17 protein-coding genes are annotated in these 19,774 nt (G+C 61.4%); 1 reads left to right on the top strand and 16 read right to left on the bottom strand.

All coding sequences use genetic code 11. The features are described from left to right. Positions 1-113 precede the first annotated feature (113 nt). The 3 genes from ELEN_RS01865 to ELEN_RS01855 all read right to left on the bottom strand — a co-directional run bounded on the left by ELEN_RS01865 (position 114) and on the right by ELEN_RS01855 (position 2,380). Positions 114-557 carry a type II toxin-antitoxin system VapC family toxin gene (locus ELEN_RS01865; protein ID WP_015759941.1) on the bottom strand — a complete coding sequence of 148 codons (444 nt, stop codon included), beginning with the start codon at positions 555-557 and terminating at the stop codon, positions 114-116. Then, positions 541-825: a type II toxin-antitoxin system RelB/DinJ family antitoxin gene (locus tag ELEN_RS01860; protein WP_015759940.1), complete on the bottom strand. Its 285-nt coding sequence runs from the start codon at positions 823-825 to the stop codon at positions 541-543. Before ELEN_RS01860 ends, ELEN_RS01865 begins: the two co-directional genes overlap by 17 nt. 70 nt (positions 826-895) lie before the next feature. Beyond that, positions 896-2,380 carry a helix-turn-helix transcriptional regulator gene (locus tag ELEN_RS01855; RefSeq protein ID WP_015759939.1) on the bottom strand — a complete coding sequence of 495 codons (1,485 nt, stop codon included), beginning with the start codon at positions 2,378-2,380 and terminating at the stop codon, positions 896-898. A 241-nt stretch (positions 2,381-2,621) separates the two neighbouring features. On the opposite strand from ELEN_RS01855, the gene ELEN_RS01850 reads away from it, so the two are divergent. Next, on the top strand, positions 2,622-4,325 hold the full coding sequence (locus tag ELEN_RS01850; RefSeq protein ID WP_015759938.1) for an FAD-dependent oxidoreductase: 1,704 nt from the start codon (positions 2,622-2,624) through the stop codon (positions 4,323-4,325). Between the two features lie 373 nt (positions 4,326-4,698). On the opposite strand, the gene ELEN_RS01845 is transcribed toward ELEN_RS01850, so the two are convergent. The 13 genes from ELEN_RS01845 to ELEN_RS01785 all read right to left on the bottom strand — a co-directional run bounded on the left by ELEN_RS01845 (position 4,699) and on the right by ELEN_RS01785 (position 19,672). Then, the gene (locus tag ELEN_RS01845; RefSeq protein ID WP_041691694.1) at positions 4,699-5,433 is read right to left on the bottom strand and encodes an EthD domain-containing protein; all 735 of its coding nucleotides are present in this window, start codon (positions 5,431-5,433) and stop codon (positions 4,699-4,701) included. A gap of 44 nt (positions 5,434-5,477) precedes the next feature. Then, complete coding sequence (locus ELEN_RS01840; protein ID WP_015759936.1) at positions 5,478-5,969, bottom strand: nuclear transport factor 2 family protein; 492 nt, start codon at positions 5,967-5,969, stop codon at positions 5,478-5,480. A gap of 12 nt (positions 5,970-5,981) precedes the next feature. Beyond that, entirely contained in the window at positions 5,982-6,731 is a 750-nt protein-coding gene (locus tag ELEN_RS01835) for an SDR family NAD(P)-dependent oxidoreductase (protein ID WP_009305958.1), read from the bottom strand. Between the two features lie 26 nt (positions 6,732-6,757). Continuing rightward, the gene (locus ELEN_RS01830) at positions 6,758-7,513 is read right to left on the bottom strand and encodes an SDR family NAD(P)-dependent oxidoreductase (RefSeq protein ID WP_009305957.1); all 756 of its coding nucleotides are present in this window, start codon (positions 7,511-7,513) and stop codon (positions 6,758-6,760) included. Positions 7,514-7,613: 100 nt separating this feature from the next. After that, positions 7,614-8,510, bottom strand: coding sequence for an SDR family NAD(P)-dependent oxidoreductase (locus tag ELEN_RS01825; protein ID WP_009305956.1), 897 nt, complete (start codon positions 8,508-8,510; stop codon positions 7,614-7,616). Positions 8,511-8,574: 64 nt separating this feature from the next. After that, a complete protein-coding gene (locus ELEN_RS01820) occupies positions 8,575-9,273 on the bottom strand; it encodes an EthD domain-containing protein (protein ID WP_009305955.1) in 699 nt (232 codons plus the stop codon). Between the two features lie 127 nt (positions 9,274-9,400). Then, on the bottom strand, positions 9,401-10,636 hold the full coding sequence (locus tag ELEN_RS01815) for an L-lactate MFS transporter (RefSeq protein ID WP_009305954.1): 1,236 nt from the start codon (positions 10,634-10,636) through the stop codon (positions 9,401-9,403). A 184-nt stretch (positions 10,637-10,820) separates the two neighbouring features. Then, positions 10,821-12,881 (bottom strand): oxidoreductase, encoded by a 2,061-nt coding sequence (locus tag ELEN_RS01810; RefSeq protein WP_015759935.1) that lies wholly within the window; start codon positions 12,879-12,881, stop codon positions 10,821-10,823. Between the two features lie 27 nt (positions 12,882-12,908). Then, positions 12,909-15,008, bottom strand: a complete 2,100-nt coding sequence (locus tag ELEN_RS01805; protein WP_015759934.1) for an oxidoreductase — start codon at positions 15,006-15,008, stop codon at positions 12,909-12,911. 70 nt (positions 15,009-15,078) lie between these two features. Further along, complete coding sequence (locus ELEN_RS01800) at positions 15,079-15,780, bottom strand: EthD family reductase (RefSeq protein ID WP_015759933.1); 702 nt, start codon at positions 15,778-15,780, stop codon at positions 15,079-15,081. Positions 15,781-16,036: 256 nt separating this feature from the next. Then, positions 16,037-17,350 carry a C4-dicarboxylate ABC transporter gene (locus ELEN_RS01795; RefSeq protein WP_229026872.1) on the bottom strand — a complete coding sequence of 438 codons (1,314 nt, stop codon included), beginning with the start codon at positions 17,348-17,350 and terminating at the stop codon, positions 16,037-16,039. Positions 17,351-17,489: 139 nt separating this feature from the next. Continuing rightward, positions 17,490-18,791 carry an MFS transporter gene (locus ELEN_RS01790; protein ID WP_015759931.1) on the bottom strand — a complete coding sequence of 434 codons (1,302 nt, stop codon included), beginning with the start codon at positions 18,789-18,791 and terminating at the stop codon, positions 17,490-17,492. A gap of 185 nt (positions 18,792-18,976) precedes the next feature. Then, the gene (locus ELEN_RS01785) at positions 18,977-19,672 is read right to left on the bottom strand and encodes an EthD domain-containing protein (RefSeq protein WP_015759930.1); all 696 of its coding nucleotides are present in this window, start codon (positions 19,670-19,672) and stop codon (positions 18,977-18,979) included. Positions 19,673-19,774 lie beyond the last annotated feature (102 nt).

Below are 19,774 nucleotides of genomic sequence, written 5' to 3'. Positions count from 1 at the left end.
GGCCGCGCTCTCCCCAGAACGCGCTGGGGCCATCTTCCCTCCCTCGGCTCCAGCGCGCTCCAAACCTGGGCATCGCTGGCTCTCCCACCGCGCGGGGCTTCTTTTCGAACGCGCTACCACTCCACTTCTTCGTAGTCCAAGCCCTGCTCGCGCAGACGGGCGAACAGCTCTTCGGGGGTGACGGCTTCGACAGGAGACGCTTTGAAGTCCTTGACGTTGCGCGTGACGATGTAGTCCGCTTTGATTTTCGCGGCGCATTGGGCGACAAGGCAATCCTCGAAATCCGCCCAGCACAAGCCGAGGGCCCGCCTTGCATCCTCCGGCGATACCCCTACGATCTGAAGGAACGACAGATTATGCTCGATCATCTCCTGGGCAGCATCGCTGCCGTAGTCCTTGCGCAGCAGATAGTAGATGTCGGTCAGCATATTCACGCTAATGTAGGTGGACGCTTCCTGGACCACTCCCAGCAGGCATACGCGGCGCGACAGCTCGTAAAACGGTTCGCGTCGACCGATATGGTCGAGAATGATGTTGGTATCAAGCATCAAATCCATAGCGATCCTTCAAACGCGCTTCCCGCAGCTCTTCGTCGGACATCGTCAAGGGGCGCTTCGTGTGCACCTGATCGAACGCCTCGATGCGACGGCGCAACTCGTCCCTATCGGGCTTCTCGCTCTTCTCGAAAGGAAGGCCGTCGTGTTTCACGGTGTATTCGAACAGGCGCCTGACGGCCGAGGACGGCGTGTAGCCTTCACGCCGCATGATCGCGGCAGCGCGCTCCTTCATATCGCCGTTCAACCGCACGGTCATAACCGACTCCATCGCGCCTCCCTTCGACGTATTACATGTACTACAGTATTGAGGGAAACGTCGTAGATCGCAAGAACTCTCCCTACCCGAACGCGTCCAGTTGGTCGAGGAGTTCTTGGCGGGAGTTCACATCGAGCTTGCGGTAGATGTGGGTAGTGTGGGTCTTCACCGTACCGGTGGTCACGAACAGGGCGTCGGCGATGTAGGGAAGCGTCCGGCCGCGCGCCAAATAGCCCAGCACCTCGGTCTCGCGATTCGTCAGGCCGTAGCTCTGCGCGAAACGAGTCGCGCGCTCGAGCACGACGGACTCCGGATCGGCGGCCACAGGCTCGCCCGGGTCGCCCGAGGGCTCGACGAGCGCCGGCGAGTCGGCCGAGAGGCGCACGCCTGCCGATTCTGCTTCGCCCGCACGCCGCACCAGCATGAAGAACAACGCCAGCAGCCCCAGGCCGCACATCACGTCCAGCACGAAATCGCCGGAACCGAACAGGGCGTACACCTGCTTGCCCACTACGTTGCCGGCAAACACCACTCCCGAAACGAGCCCCTGCCCCACGCTGAACGACAGCAGCGGCGACAGTCCCAGCTCCTGCGTGCTCTGGGTGATGACGAGGAACACGAGCACCTGGAGGAAGAACGCGCTGCCCTGCACGAGCGCTCCGCCCACGGGCACGGCCGCCGTCCCAAACACCATGATGGCGACAAGCCCCACCGCCGTGAACGTGACAGTGATGCGGTACACACCGTCAACCGAAATCGACGCGCGGCGCGCGGTCAGGGGCACGAGCATCATGGTCGCGATGCTCGCACACACCACGATGCCGCCGAAGAACAGGCTGTCCACACCCGCATACGAGCGCCCCATCAGCACCGACGCCATGAGGTTGCCGATGAACGTGGCCGCGATCAGCACGCTGACGGCACGCCACGGAAGCACGCGCGCCTCCCACGAGCCGGCCATCAACTCGCCGGGCGTCGCGGCTTCCCCGGCCGCCGCACGCGAGGGGAACACCTCCGACGACAGCTCATGGCGCATGACCGCATCGCTGCGCCACAAGGCCCAAGACGCCAGGGGCAGCGCGCAGACGAGCGCGATGCTCGTCGGACCGGGAATCTGCGCCACCACGAGGTACAGCAGATACGCCACCAGGAACGACAGCACCACGAGCGAGCGCATGCGCTGAGAGCCCAGCGAGTAGCGGGCGCCCCACGCCACGCCCAGCAGCATGACGGCACCGCCGTCAATCACCCCGCAAGCCACGATCACGGCCAGCGCATCCGCGCGCACCGCCCACGTCAGCACAAGCGTAGTCAGCGCAACCAGCAGCGCCGCGACGAAGAACGCCCCACGCTTCACGATGAAGCGCCGCCAGCGCGACACAAGCACCACGACGCCGGCGCATACCAGCACCGAGGCCTGCGACGCGAAGAACCCGTACTCCAAGCCGATGCTCGCATCGAGACCGCCGCGCTCGGGAAACAGCGCCGGGCTGAGAAAGCAGAGAAACCCCCACGCCCACAGCAGCGCCGAGCCTAAAACCACCCTCATGTTGTTTGCGCGCATCATGCGCCCCCTCCCCAGCCTCGCGCATGCCCATCAGATCGCTTACGGGTATCCTACCGCATGCATGCTCGTCAGGACGCGACAACAATTGACGCTCACCTGGGAAAATGCAAAAATCTACCGTTTCGTCAGATGCGGCTCGACCCGTCGTTTGCCATGCTGTGATGCAAGGAAGCCACGCCGAGGGGCACGAGGCCGAACACGTCGACCGCCGTTGCGGCTTCAATCGATCAAGGGAGGAACCATGAACCAGCCTGACAAGAGCACGCTCAGCCGCCGTTCGTTTTTGACGGGAGCGGCCGCCACGGCCGGCCTCGCCGCCTTCGCGGGACTCTCCGGCTGCGCGCCGCAAAGCACGACGGGCGATGCCGCGAACGCGGCAACCGCATCCGGCGCCTCGGCGTCCGGCAGCGCCTCGGCAGGCGCCATGCAGACCACCGACCCCGCCCAGGCCGTGTGGCCCGTGGTGGAAGAGGTGGAGGTGGGCGCCGCCGGCGAGGGCAAGATCGCCTTCGTGGCCGAGCCCATCGCAGCAAGCGATATCGTGGCCACGCACGACGTGGACGTGGTGGTGTGCGGCCTCGGCCCCGCCGGCGACGCGGCGGCGCTGGCCTGCGCCGAACAGGGCCTCAAGACGGTGGCCGTGGAGAAGCAGACCACCGGCAACTACAATTCCGCCACCATCGGCGGCACGAACTCCAAACTGCACGAGCATTGGGGCATGACCTACGACACCGATGCCTGGATCAGCGACGCCATGATCGACTGCGCTTTCCAGGGCGACATGGAGCTGTACCGCCACTGGCTGGAGAAGAACGGCGAAGCCGTGGACTGGTACATCAGCCACTTCGACAACCAGAACCTCGACGACTACCCGCTGACGTTCGCCGCGGGCGACTTTCCCGACTTCCGCGACGAATGGGACAAGACCTCTCTGTCGCGCTCGTGGAACACGTCGCTCAACCTGCCCTACCCTCCGGGCGAGCTGGCGGGCATCCTCGCCGGCATCCTCGAGCAGGCCGGCGTGGAAATCCGCTACAGCTGCCCCGCCTGCCAGCTGGTCACCGACGACTCGGGCAAGGTGACGGGCGTCATCGTGCAGAGCGACCAGGGATTTGAGCAGTACAACTGCGCGAAGGGCGTGGTGCTGGCAACCGGCGGCTACGAGTTCAACCAGCAGATGCTCAAGGAGCGCTGCCGTCCGCGCGGCGTGCCGGGCAGCTGGCTGACGGGCGCGTTCGGCAACACCGGCGACGGCCATCAGATGGGCCTGGCGGTGGGCGCCGCCGAAGACGAGTTCCCGCACGCCATCATGCTGGACCCCGAGCAGCTCATGCCGTATCTGCGCGTGAACAAGCTGGGCGAGCGCTTCACGCCCGAGTACGAGCCGTACGGGCATTTGGCGCTGGCCATCCAGGCGCAACCGGGCACGTACGACTTCTACGTGGTGGACAGCGCCATCGGCGAGAAGATCGACAAGATCTGGACGCCCAGCTCCTCGTGCTACGGCCCGAAGGAAGTGTGGACCGCGGCCGCCATGAGCGAGAAGGCTCTCAAGGCCGACACGCTGGAGGAACTGGCGAAGCTCATGGAGGTGCCCGAGGCCCAGTTCGTCGCCACCATCGAGCGCTGGAACGAGATGGCCGCCGCCGGCAAGGACGAGGACTTCAACTTCCCTGGCGAGATGATGATGACCATCGACACGCCGCCCTACTACGCTACGAAGGAGTTCGCCGACGGTCTGTGCACGGCAGGCGGCTTGCTGGTGGACACCGAGTGCCGCGTGCTCGACAAGGATCGCCAGCCCATCGACGGCCTGTTCGCCATCGGCCTCACGTCGGGCGGCATGTTCTTCAACACGTATCCGCACAACCTGAACTGCCTGAGCCACACCCGAAACTGTCTTATGGGCTACACCGTCGGCCAGGTGCTGGGCGACAAAGCGTAACCGCACGTTTCATCGCGCGTCCCCTCCCCGCGAAGGCTCCGCCACCAACAGCGGAGTCTTCGTCGTTTTCTCTCCGCGCTCGCTGAGCGTGCGGACGCAAAACCGGGCCTGTGACGATCTTCGACGCAGTTTGGAGCGCCTCGAGCCGACCGCGGGGAAAAGACCTCCCTATAAGGCCAGGTCACGAATTCCACCACTCGCAAAAAGCCAAGTTCTCCAAAACAAACTTTGTCATAGCTTGCCATTCGGGGACAACTCGGAGCGAGGGAGCGGTCGAAACGGGAGCGAGGCGAGACAAACCCCTCGCTTCGCTTCAAAAACCGACAGCCCGCCTCCGAGGAAGCGGGCTGTCGGTCCGTCTCGCATTATCAGCCTATAGGCAGTACCCTCCGCGCGCCGACCCGGCCACGACGGGATGGGTCTCGACGAGGTAGGTGTCAACCGAGCCGATGAACTCGGATCCATGAGCCGTCAATCGTTGGAATTCCTTGGAATCATAGAAGCACTCGAAGGCATCCATGTCCTCGAAATAGAACTCGGCCATGCCATCGCAGGGAAGCTTCTCGCTGGAAACACTCGCCCCGTCTACGAATCGGTCGATCACGAGGTTTTGATTGTAGCCCGCATGGCCGGGAACAGCCTCCACCAGCTTCGCGTGAGCATAACACCACTCTCGACGGAATTCGGCCACGCTCACCCCCTCCGCCCGATTCAAGAACGACACGCGATGAACCAGGTTCTTTCCCCGCAGATACGGAGGAACTTCGCGCACCACGTTGCGGGAAAACACCAGGATGTCGCACAAGCGCTTCTGCAAAAGGATCTCGGCGTCGTCGAGAAGGGCGTTACCGGTTTCGGCATCCAACGACTGAACCCCTTCGAGCATTTCGCTGTACGTATCGAAATGAAGCTCCGAATACCCGTCGATATCGATGGCGCCTCCCATAATCGGGTGACGATGCTCGTTGTCAATGACGAGATTCTGGTTGTAAACGCGCAGGTTCTTCATTCCCGCAGCAATCGGCCCGTGGATATGCAGCCAATGATGCGAGAACGATTCCTGGGTGAACTTGTCGTTCCTCTTAAGCAATCCGCACCGAACAATCACGTGCTCGCTCCCTTCGTTGGACAGGGTCTTCATCAAGCCAACCCTCACATCATGAAAACCTGGTAGGCGTTCGCGCAGTCTTCGTAGCGCTTTTTGATGTTCGCCTCGCCCCGCAGATACGTCAGCGACATCTTGGCGAAGTACCATCGTCCGTCGATCTTCACGTACTCGTTATCATAATGGGCACGGCCCACGAACTCGCCTCCGCGCTGCGCGTCGTACAGATCGTCTTGGAGCGACCAATGCGAACGCGCCGTTTCTTCGCCCGTCAGCTCGATCCAATGATGGTGTCCTTGATGGCTCGACGTAACGCCGTCTGCGAACTTGGCTCGCATCGTGGCGAGCATCCCCTCTCGTCCTTCGTAGAGCCCTCCTGTCGTGTTGTTGACGAACACGAAATCTTCCACAAGGCATGCCCTCAGGCCATCCCAGTCTTTGGCATCGAGGGTATCCCAATACTCGGCCTGCAACCGCTCGATCGCCCTCATGTCCTCCAAGTCCCCGATGCGCTTCTCAAGCTCCTCAACAGTTGCCATAACTCCCTCTTCCTAGGTCAAGCTGAAACCGCCTTCGTTGTAGATGGTTTCGCCCGTAATGAACGAAGCGTCTTCCGAAGCCAGGAACAGCGCGACGTCGACCGTCTCGCGAACTTCGCCGTAGCGTCCGAAGGGCATCTTCGCCAAGAACGCAGCGCTCCGCTCAGGATCGTTGATCGTCCCGGCGGCTATGCGCGTTTTCGACGTGCCGGGAGCTATCGCGTTCACATGAATGCCGTACTTCGCCAGCTCGAGCGCCATCACCTGCGTAAGCATTTTGACGGCGGCTTTCGAGGGGCAATAGGGGGTGATGCCGCCGATGGTCTTGCGGGAGCTGTTCGAGCTCGTGTTCACGATGTAGCCTTTCACGCCAAGCTCGACCATCGTGCGCGCAACAGCCTGGCCGACGTAGAATTCGCCGTTCAGATTCGTGGCCATCACATCGAGCCATCCCTCCTTGCTGCACTCCAGAAACGGCTCCCGATGGCAGATGCCGGCATTGTTCATCAAAACGTCGATACGCCCGTATCGATCGATGACCTTCTGCACGCTTTCCTGCACCTGATCGTAGTCGCGCACATCGCAGTGCACGCAGAAAACGTGATCGTTGCCCCCGAACACCTCTTCCATCGTATCGTCCTCGATGTCGAAGATGGCAACCTGGGCACCCTCCTTCACGAGTTGCTCGACCATGCCGCGCCCAAGACCGTTGGCACCGCCGGTTACCAGGGCTATCTTGTCAACAAACCGCTCTCTTTCCATTGTCGTCCTCCTAATCTAACGCACAGCTAGAGGCTCTGCCCACCATCCTCGAAGATGATCTCCCCCAACATGAAGGAAGACTCTTCCGAAGCGAGGAACAGCGCCGCATCCACGGCCTCCTTCACTTCGCCGTAGCGGTGCATGGGAATATCGTTCAAGAACTGCTCGTTCATGTGCGGGTTCAAACGCGTCGGCTCGCTCATGCGGGTTTTCGTCGTACCGGGTCCAAACGCGTTGACGCGTATATCGTATTCGGCAAGCTCTTTTGCGAACTGCTTGGTGAACACGGCGATGGCCGCCTTGGATGCGGGATACGCGCCAAGGTACTTCGGTATGAAACGGAAGGTGTTCGAAGACGTGTTCACGATAACGCCCTTCGTCTTCTTCGCCACCATGGCCTGGGCAACGGCCTGCGCCACGTAGAACGACCCGTTCACGTTGGTGGCGATCACACGATCCCAAGCATCTTTAGGACAGGTGAGCATACCGTACTTCTGCCCGTCCTTGATGCTGATGCCCGCGTTGTTCATGAGGATGTCGATGCGGCCGAAGCGTTCGACGGCCTCGTCGACCATGCGGTGCACGGCATCGTAATCGGTGATATCGCACGGTATGGTATGAACGCGATCCTCGTCGCCGAACGCATCCTCTAACGTATCGTGCTCGATGTCGACGGCAACCAGCTTCTCGGCGCCTTCCGCAAGGAAACACTTGACCATGCAACGCCCGATACCGTTCGCCGCACCCGTGACCAGCACGATCTTGTTATCGAACCGAGCCATGACACACCCCTTCTCCTTAATGAGTTACCGCGAGCGCGCCGATCGGCGTGCGCCAACCCTCCCCCTTTGGCGCACGCCTTCATCGACGCAGAACGCGCCGTTACTTTGCGTCGGCCGTCGCCAGATGAAGATACGTCGTGGCACCGCCATCGGCGGCAATGAACTCGCCGTTGATAAAGCTGGAATCGTCCGAAGCAAGGAACATGACCACTGAGGCAATCTCCTCGGGCAGCGCGTAACGCTTCATCGACGAGGCGTCCACCAGACCCTTGCGGTTCTGGCCGCGCGGCAAGGTCATCCCCGAAAGCACAAGGCCGGGGTTCACGGCGTTCACGCGTATGCCGTAGGTCCCGAGGTCGGTGGCGGCGGCGCGCGTCATGCCCATGACTGCGGCCTTGGCCATGGCATAGCCGATGAAGCTCCCGGGTCCGAAATGCGTGCCTTGGTAGGAGCACGTGTTGACGATGGTGCCGCCGCCCGCTTCGATGATGGCGGGTGCGCAATAGTGCATGCCGTTGTACACGCCCCAGCAATCCACGTCCATGATGCGGTTCAGGGACTCGCGGGTCTCGGTGAGGACGGTGCCGTTCTGGCACATCCCGGCATTGTTGACGAGCACGTCCAGTCGACCGCTCTCGTCCACGACCTTCTTCACCAGCTCCTGCCAGGAGCCTTCGTCGGCAACGTCCATCGGAAACGCCACGGCTTCTCCGCCGTCGGCAATGATGGCAGCCTCGACCCGCTTCAATCCCTCTTCTTCGATGTCGGCCATGTACACCTTGGCACCTTGCTGGGCGATCATCTTGGCTTCCATCTCGCCCTGGCCGCCCGCGGCGCCGGTCACGATGACCACCTGACCTTCGAATTTACCCGTGCCTTCCGCTACGCGCGGCCAACGTTTGGCCTGCGCTTCGGCGTAGATCTTCTCCTCGAAAGCCTTTTGATCAGGACCCGAGACAACGGCATCATCGAAAAACTCTGCTCGCTTTGACTTCATAGCAACGCTCCCCTTCCAAAAAGGACTGCATCACGCCGAGTTCGCGATGCAGTCCGAACTTCGTCTAGTTCTGCAGCTCCACAGGCACGGCTTCGACGAAATACGTCGTGACGGTGCCGATGAACTCCGCTGCGTGCACGCTCGCGCGCAGCTTGAAACCGACCGTGCTGTAGCACTCGTCGAACGCGTCCATGTCCTCGAACCAGAACTCCACCATGCCTTCGACCGGCAGGTCGGCGTAATGGACGGACGCGCCTTGGACCATGCGGTCGATGACCAGGTTCTGGTTGTAGCCGCAGTACCCGCTCATCAGCTTCACCAGCAGGGAATGGGTGTACCACCACTCGTCATGGAACGTCGCGGCATCGACGCCCTCCGCGCGATCGCAGAAAGACACGCGCTTGATAGCCTTGCCGTCGAGGTAGGCGGGAACGGGCGTGTCCACCTTCTTCACCGCAACCAGCGTGGAAACGGGCTCTTCCACGAGCGGCTCCAGAGCAGCCAGCAGAGCATCCCCCGCTTCGTCCATCGCCTGCTGCATGTCGCCGTAGCTGTCGAAGAACATCTCGATGAAGCCGTCGATGTCGATGGCGCCGCGACCCAGATGAGAGCGCTGCTGGCGATCGGTCACGAAATCGATCTCGCACTTCCGCAGCTGGGGCATGCGGGCGATCACGTCGCGCACATCCCCCATCATGCCCTCGCGAAACGCCTCTTCGGAAACCCCTTCTTTGCACTTCAGCAAGCTAATCCTGGAAATCATGTCCTACCCCTTCCTCAGATCGTTCGGGAATTTTAGTATCCGGCAGCTGTTGGGCGCCTTCAACAACGCACTTGAAAGTGCGCAACTCACTTATTGGTAAGATGCATCCGACCAGCACATACGCGTTTTACGCTTCAGCGGCGTCCTTAGCCTTCATCTTCTTGAAGAACATCCACGCCAGCGACAGCAGCACGAGACCGACGATGCAGAGGGCACCGAGGAACGGGAATGCAGAACTGTAGCTGCCCGTGGTGGCAAGCGCGTTGGCGGAAACCACCGGGCCGATGAACGAGGCCAGCGTGTAGCCGATGAACATGAAGCCGTAGTTCTGGCCCGCATTGCCGGGACCGTAGGCATCGGCGCATACCGACGGCATGATGGCCATGATGCCGCCGAAGCAGATACCCAGAATGCATGCCTCCACGATGAAGATCGCGGTGCTCGTTGCATTAGCGAACAGGAACAGGTGGATGACCGCCGTCACCGCAACGGCGACGAACATGGTTTGGAAACGCCCCAACTTATCGGAAATGGCGCCGAGACCCAAACGGCCCGTGCCGTTGGCGATGGCGAAGATGCCCACCATGAGCGCGCCCGTCGCAGCATCCATGCCGGCTTGGACCTGCCCCACCAGCGAAACCGTGGACAGCATCACGCAACCGGTGCAGGCAACGGTGCCGAAGAACAGCAGCAGCGTCCAGAAGAACGGGGTCTTCAGCATCTGACCGGACGTGTAGTTCTTCACGCGCTTCGTATCGCTCTCGGCCGGCGGATTCCAACCCTCGGGCTTGAAATCAGCAGCAGGCATCTTGAGGAAGCGGGACAACACGATGAAGCCGACGATGCAGAACACGCCCACGATGTTGAACGCGATGCTCACGTTGAAGTTCTCGATGATCATGTTGCCCATAGGAGCCGTGAACAACGGGTAGATGGCCATGATGGCCAGAGCCACGCCGTTGGCGAAACCGCGCTTGTCAGGGTACCACCGCGTAGCGATAGCGAGGGCAAGGTTGTAGCAAATACCGTCGCACACGCCTACCAGCAGGCCGAACGATATGTATAGCACCGGGATGGTGCTGGCAAAGCCCGTCAGGAACCAGCCCAGGCCGAAGCCGATGCCGGCAACGGTCATGATGATATGCGCAGGCGCCTTGCGCTGCAGCCATCCGCCGATGGGACCGCTCAAACCGATCATAGCGATAACGATGGTGTAGGCGAACGACACCGACTGAGGCGAGAAGCCATAAGCTTCCATCAGGGGCTTCTGGAAGATGCTCCAAATATTCAACGACGCCGTCAGCGCACCGCACAAGGCCGCGCAGATCAGGATGACCCCGCGACGATAAGTTTTAACCGACATTGTTCTTTCCTCCTTGTTTACCTTCGAAATTGCATTCCGAAACGAACAGCGGTCCGTCTCGTGCGAAACCCTGGCTTCGCCCGGCAGTCACCTCCCTCGGTTCGCGTCGCTTCCGGTTTCCCTTCATGCACTCCGTGTCCCGCCGAGTCGCGCGCATTGACACGACGGGACACGGGATGATGCCTTACAGAAGACAGCCCACGCGGCGTCCGTCGGCGAACGCATGCTTGAGGAACGCGTTCTCGCCGCCGAGCGTCGAGCCTATCTCGTACACCTCGTCGACGAGCGACGCGGCCATGTCGAAAAACGCCGGGTCGCGCTGCTCAGGCAGCATGACCATCATGGAATCGCACGGCACCAGCTCTTCTCCCCCCTGCGAGAACCTCAGCAGCGCCCCTTGCTTGCCGAATTCAGCCACCGTGGCATCGCGTACAACACGAACCCCTGCGCGATTGAACCACGGCTCGATACGTTCTTTGTACTTGAGCGGAATCAAACCGCCCACATCCCCATCTTCGGCGACCAGCACGATGTCCTTGCCGCGCTTGCGCATGAACTCGGCGCATTGAGCGCCCTCGGCGCCTGCACCCCAAATCACGATCCTCTTGCCTACGGGGAAGAACTTCTCGCTCATCGAAGCAAGCTTGTCCGGACCGAACATCTTGAGCGGTACCTGCGCAAGCTTCGACATCATCGGGATGGTGAACACGTTCTTGCGATGTATGCCCGGAATATCGGGGATGCGATACGGCGACGAAGTGGCCACGACCACCGCATCAGGAGCTTCTTGGCGGATGAGCTGCTCGTCAACTTCGGTTTTCAGCCTCACCTCGACGTCAGACTTCTCGATCATGGCGGTCAAGTGGTTGAAGATATGCATGACCTCTTCGCATCCGCCGCTCTTGATCATGGCCGCCAGCTTGATGCGTCCGCCCAAAGCGCCCGCCTTCTCGTACAAGGTCACCTCGTGCCCTCGTTCGGAGAGCGTGCACGCGCATTCCATGCCCGCCGGACCGCCGCCTACCACCATCACGCGCTTCTTCTTCGCCACCGGCTTGGCGGCTAGTTGGCGCTCTTGACCCAAGGTGGGATTCACGCGACAGATGCGCGGTTGCGTGACCGGATCTTCGCAGCTCGCGCAACGCGTGCAACGCATGATCTCGTCGATACGCCCCTCGTCCACCTTGCGCGCGAACCACGGATCGGCCCACAGCGTGCGGCCGAGCGCGATGACGTCGGCATCGCCGGCTTCGAGCACGCGCTCTGCCAAGTTCTCGTCCATGCGGCCCGCCGTGATGACCGGCACGTCCACAGCATCCTTGATCCGCCGAGCAACGGCCGTCCACAGACCCACCCCGCGGTACTCGTCCATGAAGGGCTCCATGAACGGATCGGGTTCCGGGTACGGGAAGTAGTCGGGGCAGTAGCGAAACGGCGTGGGACCGTACCCGTATCCGGCGATGCTGATGTACTGGGCGCCGGCCTCCACGAACGCTCGGGCGTTCTCGGCAGCTTGCTCGGCCGTGATACCCTGCTTCGTGGGATGGAATTCGCGCCCGTTCAGACGGCAGCCGATGACGAAGTCGGGGCCGCACGCCTCGCGGATGCCTTCGATGATCTCGCGCACGATGCGCGTGCGGTTCTCGACGTTCTGGCAACCGTATTCGTCATCGCGCTTGTTCCAAAGCGGGCTGACGAAGCTGTCGAGAAAGTACCCGTGAGCCACGTGCACCTCGACGGCATCGAACCCGCCCTTCTGCAGCCGCACGGCAGCCTCGATCTGCAAGCGCTGCTTCTCGTGGATCTCCTCGACCGTCAGGCCGCGAGGGGCTTGGCACCACGGCTTGGGAACCGGCATCTCGTCCTCGGACAACGTAGAGGACGAGATCGGGGGAGGCCCGTCAGGGGTCGGGCCGGCCGAAGGACCGATATGATGCAACTGACCGATGGTGAGGCACCCGTGCTTGTGAACGGCCTCGTTGAGCTCGATCATGCCGGGAATGAACCTGTCGTCGTAAGCGCCCAGGTAGATGCCTCCCGCAGGTTCCCACAGTATGGCCGCGACATCGATAGCCGCAACTCCCCCTTCCGCCATGTTCTCGTACATGGCGATGGCATCGCTGCCGTCGGCGGTGCAGTCCTCGTTCCAGCGCCACGACGACTGAGGAGCCTTGATCATCCGGTTCTTCAACACGAAATTCGGCGCTATCTCAATCGGAGACAAAAGCTTCTCGAAGCCTTTCATGCAAACTCCCCTCCCTTCGTCTCGCGATTACAGCTTCAGGGCGACGGCTCGGCCCTGGCCCACCGCGTCGACCATGAGCGTGGATCCGGGTCCCTGGCATGCGCCGATGGGATACACCTCGGGGGCCAGGTCTTTCAGCTGGTCGTACAAGCTCAGGCCGGAACCGGGAGACTTGAACACCAGGATGCTGTCAGCCTTGAGATAGCGCTCTTCGCCGTCCTTGACGTACGTGATGCCGCGCTTGTCGATCGAGCGGTACTCGACGCCGGTGATCGTCTCCACGTCGTTTTCCCGCAGCCACTTAAGCGACCTGCTCTTGTACCGCGGCGGCAACCCCTCTCCCACCGTGTCCAAATCTTCGAGCACCGTGACGTTTTTTCCGCGTTTGCGCAGGAAGATCGCGCCTTGCACGCCTTCGATCTGAGCTCCGAGGACGACGCAGTTCTTGCCGATGCCCGGCAGGGCGATCTGGGAGAGCTTGTTGATGGCGTTTGCGCCGAAGAGCTTGAGCGGCTTTTCGGCCAAGCGGGTGAGCTGGGGAACCGTGGAGACGATACCCAAGTCGATGCCCGGAACGTCGGGCGCGCCGTACACGCCTCCCGTCGCGACGATGACCGCATCGGGCTTCATGGCGCGCACGAAATCGGGCGTCACCGTCGTTTTGGTCTTGATGGTAAGCCCCGGCGTCTTCTTGGCCTGAGACGTCAGCCAATCGATGAGCGCAGGGACGTTCTCGCACACCGTGCCCTTCACCATGGTGGCCAGGTTGAGCTCGAGGGCCAGGACGGATTCCTTCTCGCACAGCGTGACTTCATGGCCGCGCTCGGCGGCGACGCGGGCAGCCTCGAGACCCGCGGCGCCAGCGCCTACCACCAGCACCTTCTTCTTAGTCTCCGCAGGCACGACGGCCATTTCCCGCTCGCGCAGGAACGCCGGGTTCACGCGGCAACGGCGGTGCGGCGTCTCGTTCATGCGCAGCTCGTCGCACGTTGCGCAATGGTTGCAACGGCGAATGTCCTCGGGTGCCCCTTCCGCGATCTTGTTGGGCATGTCGGGGTCGGCCCACAGAGCGCGTGCGAACATCGCCAGGTCGATCTCGCCCTTCTCAAGCGCCGCCTCGGCCTTTTCAGGCGTTGCGAAGCCGACGCCGAACACCGGAGCCGACACGGCCTGCTTGATGGCGGCAGCGGGGGGAATGGAGAGGCCTTCGCCGTCCAGACGATCGAGGAACTGCTTCATATCCTCGTCGGGAGACGGGTACATCCAGTAGTCCAGAGCGAACTGCATGGGAACCGGACCGTAGCCGTAACCCGTCACGCTGATGTAGTCGGCTCCGGCAGCATCGTAGAACTTCGCGATCTCCACGCCCTCTTCGATGGTGATGGCATCGGGATGCCCGTATTCCTGGCCATTCGTGCGAACGCCCACGATGAAGTCCTCGCCGCACCGCTCCTTCACGCCGCGGATGATCTCGCATACCAAACGCGTGCGGTTCTCGACGGACTGGCAACCGTACTGATCGTCGCGATGGTTCCATACGCGCGACACGAAGCTCAGCAGGAAGTAGCCGTTCGCCGCGTGCACCTCGATGCCGTCGAGACCGGCCTTCTTGGCGCGCTCGGCCGCTGCGAAGTAGCGATCTTTGAACGCCTCGATCTCTTCGAGCGAAAGGCCGCGCGTAGGGTTGCAGTACGGTTCGGGGCTCGGGAGCTCGTCTGCGGTCAACGTGGAAGAGCACCAGGCTCCGCCCTTGGTCTTGATGGCGGCACCGTTCTGGAATATCTGGGCGATGAGCTCGCATCCGTTCCCGTGCACGGCGTCGGCCAATTGAGAAAGGCCGGGAATGAACTTGTCATCGTACAAACCGCCCAGCGGGTAGGTTTCCACGGTGTACACGCCGCCGTCGGCATCGTCGATCAAGGTGGCAGGATCGTCGCAGATCATGCCGCCCAAGATGATCGCCGAAGCGCCGCCCTTGGAAATCGCATCGTACAGGCCGATGATCCTCTCGTTGCAGAACTGGCCCGGATCCCACGACATCGCGGACGACGGCGCTTTGACCATGCGATTTCTCCACTGGTGGGTACCGATGGTTATCGGCTCTAGCAACTTCTCGTAAGCTTTCATATCGTTGATCCTTTTTCTCGTGCTTCTTCTTTACTGAAACGCAGCTTTTTTGACGGAAGATCGCAGGCTCCTATGCAGACGGCAAGGCAACCGGATAGGTTTCGGTCAGGTAGGTGTTGATCGCCCCGATGAACTCCGAGCTGTGCGCAGAGGCGCGCGCGAATTCGGGGGAAGCGTAGTACTCGTCGAACGCTTCTTTCGTTTCGAACCACATCTCCACGACGCCTTCTACAGGAAGCTCCTCGTACGGAACGGATACGCCGCCGTCGATGCGGTCGATGACGAGATCCTGGTTGTACCCCACGCACCCGGGAACGGTCTGCACCAAGCGGTCGTGCACGTTCCACCATTCTTTGACGAATTGCTCGGAAGTAACGCCGTCGGCGCGACCGAGAAACGACACGCGCTTGATGAGCTTCCTGCCGCGCAGGTACTCCGGGATCCGAATGACTTCGCGCTTGGCCAGCACGAGAATTTGGCAATGGGGGTTGGCGAACATCGGGACATCGTTCGCTCCTTCGCCGTGCAGCGACTCCACGCCCTCGACCATGTCGCCGTAACTGTCGAATTGCAGCTCGGAATACCCGTCGATAACCACCGAACCCCGTCCGATAGCATGGCGATGCTCGGCATCGACTACGACGTGCTGGTCGTACTTGCGCAGATTCGCCATCTTGCTTGCGATGGGACCATGGACGTTCAGCCAGTAGTCCTTGAACTCTTCCATGCCCATTCCGTCTTTTTTCTGCATCAATCCACATCTGCTGATCATGCGATCATCCTCCCTGAATCGAACGTGCGAACGGCTACGAATTTCGGCGCCCCCAGCGCCTCGCCTGCATGAACATCGCCGCATCGCGGCGGCTGCCGCGCCGGGGCCCGTCCAAAGAGCTCGGGCGGCTCGCGACCTCTGCATACCCGCATACTATGATGATTCGAAATCGGCCTCAATAACGCACTTTAAAGTCATAAGGGCACCTGTAAGTAAGTGGTAAACCCCTGTTGGGCGGCGATGTTTGGGCCTCCGCCTACAGCAGTCCCACCGCCCTCGAAAGCGTGAGAACGCAGATCAGCACGGTCGTCGTCACCAGCACGTAAGGCCCGTTCCACCGCAAGCCAACCTTGATTGGCGACTGCCCGACCATATCGGAAACGGCTATGACGTTCGCCGATGCGGGGCTGAGCGCGTTTCCCATGGCCCAGCTGATCGACAAGACGAGAGCCAGGTAGACGGGCGTAACGCCGCACTCCGAAGCGCTGATTGCCCCTCCCACCACGGCGACGACCGCGATGGGGTGGATGCCGGCGGCCGAGGTCGCCAGGGTGACGGCGATTATCGCTATGGTGAGCAACAGCACGTTTTGCCCGGTGAGCTGCAAGAGAACCTCGGCCATGGCATCGCCCACGTGAGAGTAGCCGATGCTCTGCGCGAGGAACCCGGCTCCGGCGAACAGCAGTATCTGATTCTTGACCTGCGGAAGCTTGTTGTTGAAATAGTCACCCTTGAACTCCTTCACGTACGTCGGCAATCGCTTGACGATCGCCATCCACACGACGGGGCAAACCAGCGACGCCATGGCGACGACGATGATGATCGAAAGCCCGCCCAGCTGGGACACCGTCGCAATGGAAGCGATCAGCAGCAAAGCGCCTGCGCCCAGCTCGACGACTTTCCTCGCATCGAAAGCGCCGACGGGCTCTTCCACCCTGCCGGAAGGGGCATCGGCCGTCTTTTCCCTCGCGAGGGTCATCAGGAAGCCGACGGTGCCCGCCACGAGCGCGCACGCAAGGGCGCAGGGAAAGAAGTCCACCCAATCGATGCCCGTCAGCTGAACGACCAGGGCGATGGTCGCCGAGGTCGGCGCCCATATCATGCAGGTGACGAACCCCCGGCTGAGCGCCGAGCTGAGAAGCTTTTTGTCGTCGCTGTGGCGGCTCGCTCGGGACATCTCGTAGGTCAGCGGAACTGCCGCAATGCTGATCAGCACGCCGACGAACGCGGACATGATGCTCACCAGCGCATAATACCGGCTGCCGGTGCTCGCGTAACGAGCGAACATCCCGCGCAACGACTCGCTGTATCCTCCATGTTGCACGGGAATCCCCAGCAGCGGCACCATGATGAACATGACGATGAGGTACGCGTTCTCCCGCAACGCCTGCTTCCAGATATCGAGCGGCGCCTGCGAGTAGACCAGCAAAGCGATGCTCAAGGAGAACAGCAGAGCTCCGATCGTCCTTGCCGACCCGGTTGATGCCGCGAAGCTCAGGACGATCACAACGGCCATCAAAACCAGGTTGAGATCGTCGATCAGCGGCGATCCGAGGAGCACGTTCGCCATATAGCTTATGCCCAAGCAAAAGGTGATCACGCTTCTCGCAGTGCGAGCGAGTCTCCCTACGCTGCCCATGCCCCCTTCTTCCCCATCCGCCATCCTCGCGCGAGGGAGCACGGGGGATCGCCTCCCCCGTGCTTCTTTGCTAGCTCGACGCGTTCTTTCCCTTGACGTAATACCCCTTCAAAAGGAAGATCGTGGTCAAGAGCGTTATGAGGACGGAACCTATCATCAAGTAGGTGATGGACAGGCGATCGCCCGTGGCCGCGATGAGCGCCGTTGCCGCAAGGGGCGCCAAGCCGCCGAAGACCGCCGCCGCGATATTGTAGGAGAAGCCGATGCCGCTGTTGCGGAGCTTGGTGGGGAACACCTCGGCCGAAACCACCACGATGGCGACGGCGAGAATCGTCTGGAACACGATCAGCACTCCCAGCAAGCCGATCATCAAGAGAGCGTTGGTCTGCTGGATCAGCACGTAGAACACCGGATAAGACAGGATAAGGAACCCGAGACAGCCGATGATCAGGCATTTCCGCCTTCCCACCTTGTCGATGAGCAGGCCCACGATGGGACAGAGCAGCAAGTTGATCGCGATGACCGACGTATTGACGACGAACGCGCTCGAGAACGACGTCCCCATGAACTGCGAGATGTACGTCGGCATATAGGTGATCAGGATGTAGTAGGTCGCGCTGGAGCCGACGAGCAGCCCGATCACCGTGATGATGGACTTCTTGTAGCGCAGGAACAGGTCTTTGACCGGCGTATGGTCCTCTTCCTTCACTTCCGCCTTCGCCTTCAGGAACTCAGGGGAATCGGGGACGTTCTTGCGCATGTGCACGCCGTAGAAGGCGATCAGGATTCCGCAGAGGAACGGCACGCGCCATCCCCACTCGTACAGCGCCGCTTCAGGCAGAAGCGTGGTGACGAGCAGCCCCGCGGTGGACCCCAGGAGCAGGCCGCAACCGACGCTGAACGGCTGCCAGCTGCACAGGAAGGCCCTGTTGTTCGGCGTTCCGTACTCCGAGATGAACGTCAGCGAAGAGCCGAACTCGCCGCCCGTTGCCAGGCCCTGCAGCAGGCGCAGCACCGTCAGCAGGATGGGTGCCAAAAGTCCCACCTGGGAATACGTTGGCAAGCATCCCATGAGCATGGTGCAGATGCCCATGCACAGGATCGTCAACGTCAAAGCCTTGATTCTTCCGTGCTTGTCGGCGTACGCGCCGATCAGAATACCGCCGATGGGGCGTACGAGAAAGCCCGTTCCGAAGACCAGGAAGCTGAGCAAGAGCCCGACGATCGGGTCGTCGGCAACGAAGAAATCTGCGGAAATGATCGCTGCGAAGTACCCGTACAACCCGTAGTCGAACCATTCCAGCATATTCCCAAGGCTCCCCGAGAACACCGCCCTGGCTAACGAAGTTTTTTTCTTTGTAGCTGCCACCATGTTTCATCCTCTCCCGAAAAAGCCTGAGACGATCATGTTGCTCGCAATGGGTTCACGGACGTTCAGTCGGTAGCTCTCGAACCTCCCATGCCCCCTGCCATCCAACATCGATTCGCACCCCTCCCCGGACAACGTGCGCGCCGGGGATTCCGGGTTGCAGCTCTCGAAACCCCCGGCGCGGCGGCCTACGCCATCGCGATAGGCTGCGCCTCCACCAAGTAGGTCGTGATGTTGTCGATGAACTCCGTGCCGTGCGCGCCCGTGCGCTTGAAGGCCGGAGATCCGTAGCACTCGTCGAACGCCTTCATGTTCTCGAACCAGAATTCCACCACGCCCTCGATGGGCAGCTCTTCGAACGGCACCGATTCCCCGTCCACGATGCGGTCGATGACGAGGTTCTGGTTGTACCCCGCATAGCCCGTCATAGTCTTGACCAGCGCGGAATGCATCTGCCACCACTCGTCCTGGAACACCGCCGCGCTCACGCCGTCCTTTCGCCCGAGGAACGACATGCGCTTGATCAGCTTCACGTCGTCCAGATAGGCGGGAACCGGCGTGTCGACCTTCTTCACCGCCACAAGAGCCGGGATGCCGGGAGCCGCGAACTGGGCGTAGTCGGTCGCAAGCGCCTCTTCGAGAGCGGCCATGCCGCGCACCATGTCGCCGTAGCTGTCGAAGAACATCTCGGTGTACCCGTCGATTTCCGTCGAGCCGCGGTCGAACGGCGAGCGCTGCTCGTTGTCCACCACCACGTTCGTTTCGCACCCTTTGAGGAAGGGCATCGTGGCCAGAAGCTCCCCATGAGCCTGCGTCAGATACGCGGCGAACTCCTCAGCAGTCAGTCCCTCTTTCCGTTTGAGCAAGTTGATTCTTGAAATCATGCCGATCATCCTTTCTGAAACGTACCCCTGTCCTTGCACCGCAGATCATTTCGAGATGCGGTTCTTACCTCGTATTCTGTTGACGCGGGAATACTGGCGCAA

Origin of the sequence: Eggerthella lenta DSM 2243, from assembly GCF_000024265.1 — a bacterium.
GTDB classification, from domain to species: domain Bacteria; phylum Actinomycetota; class Coriobacteriia; order Coriobacteriales; family Eggerthellaceae; genus Eggerthella; species Eggerthella lenta.
This window is presented reverse-complemented; position numbering and strand designations above follow the sequence as displayed.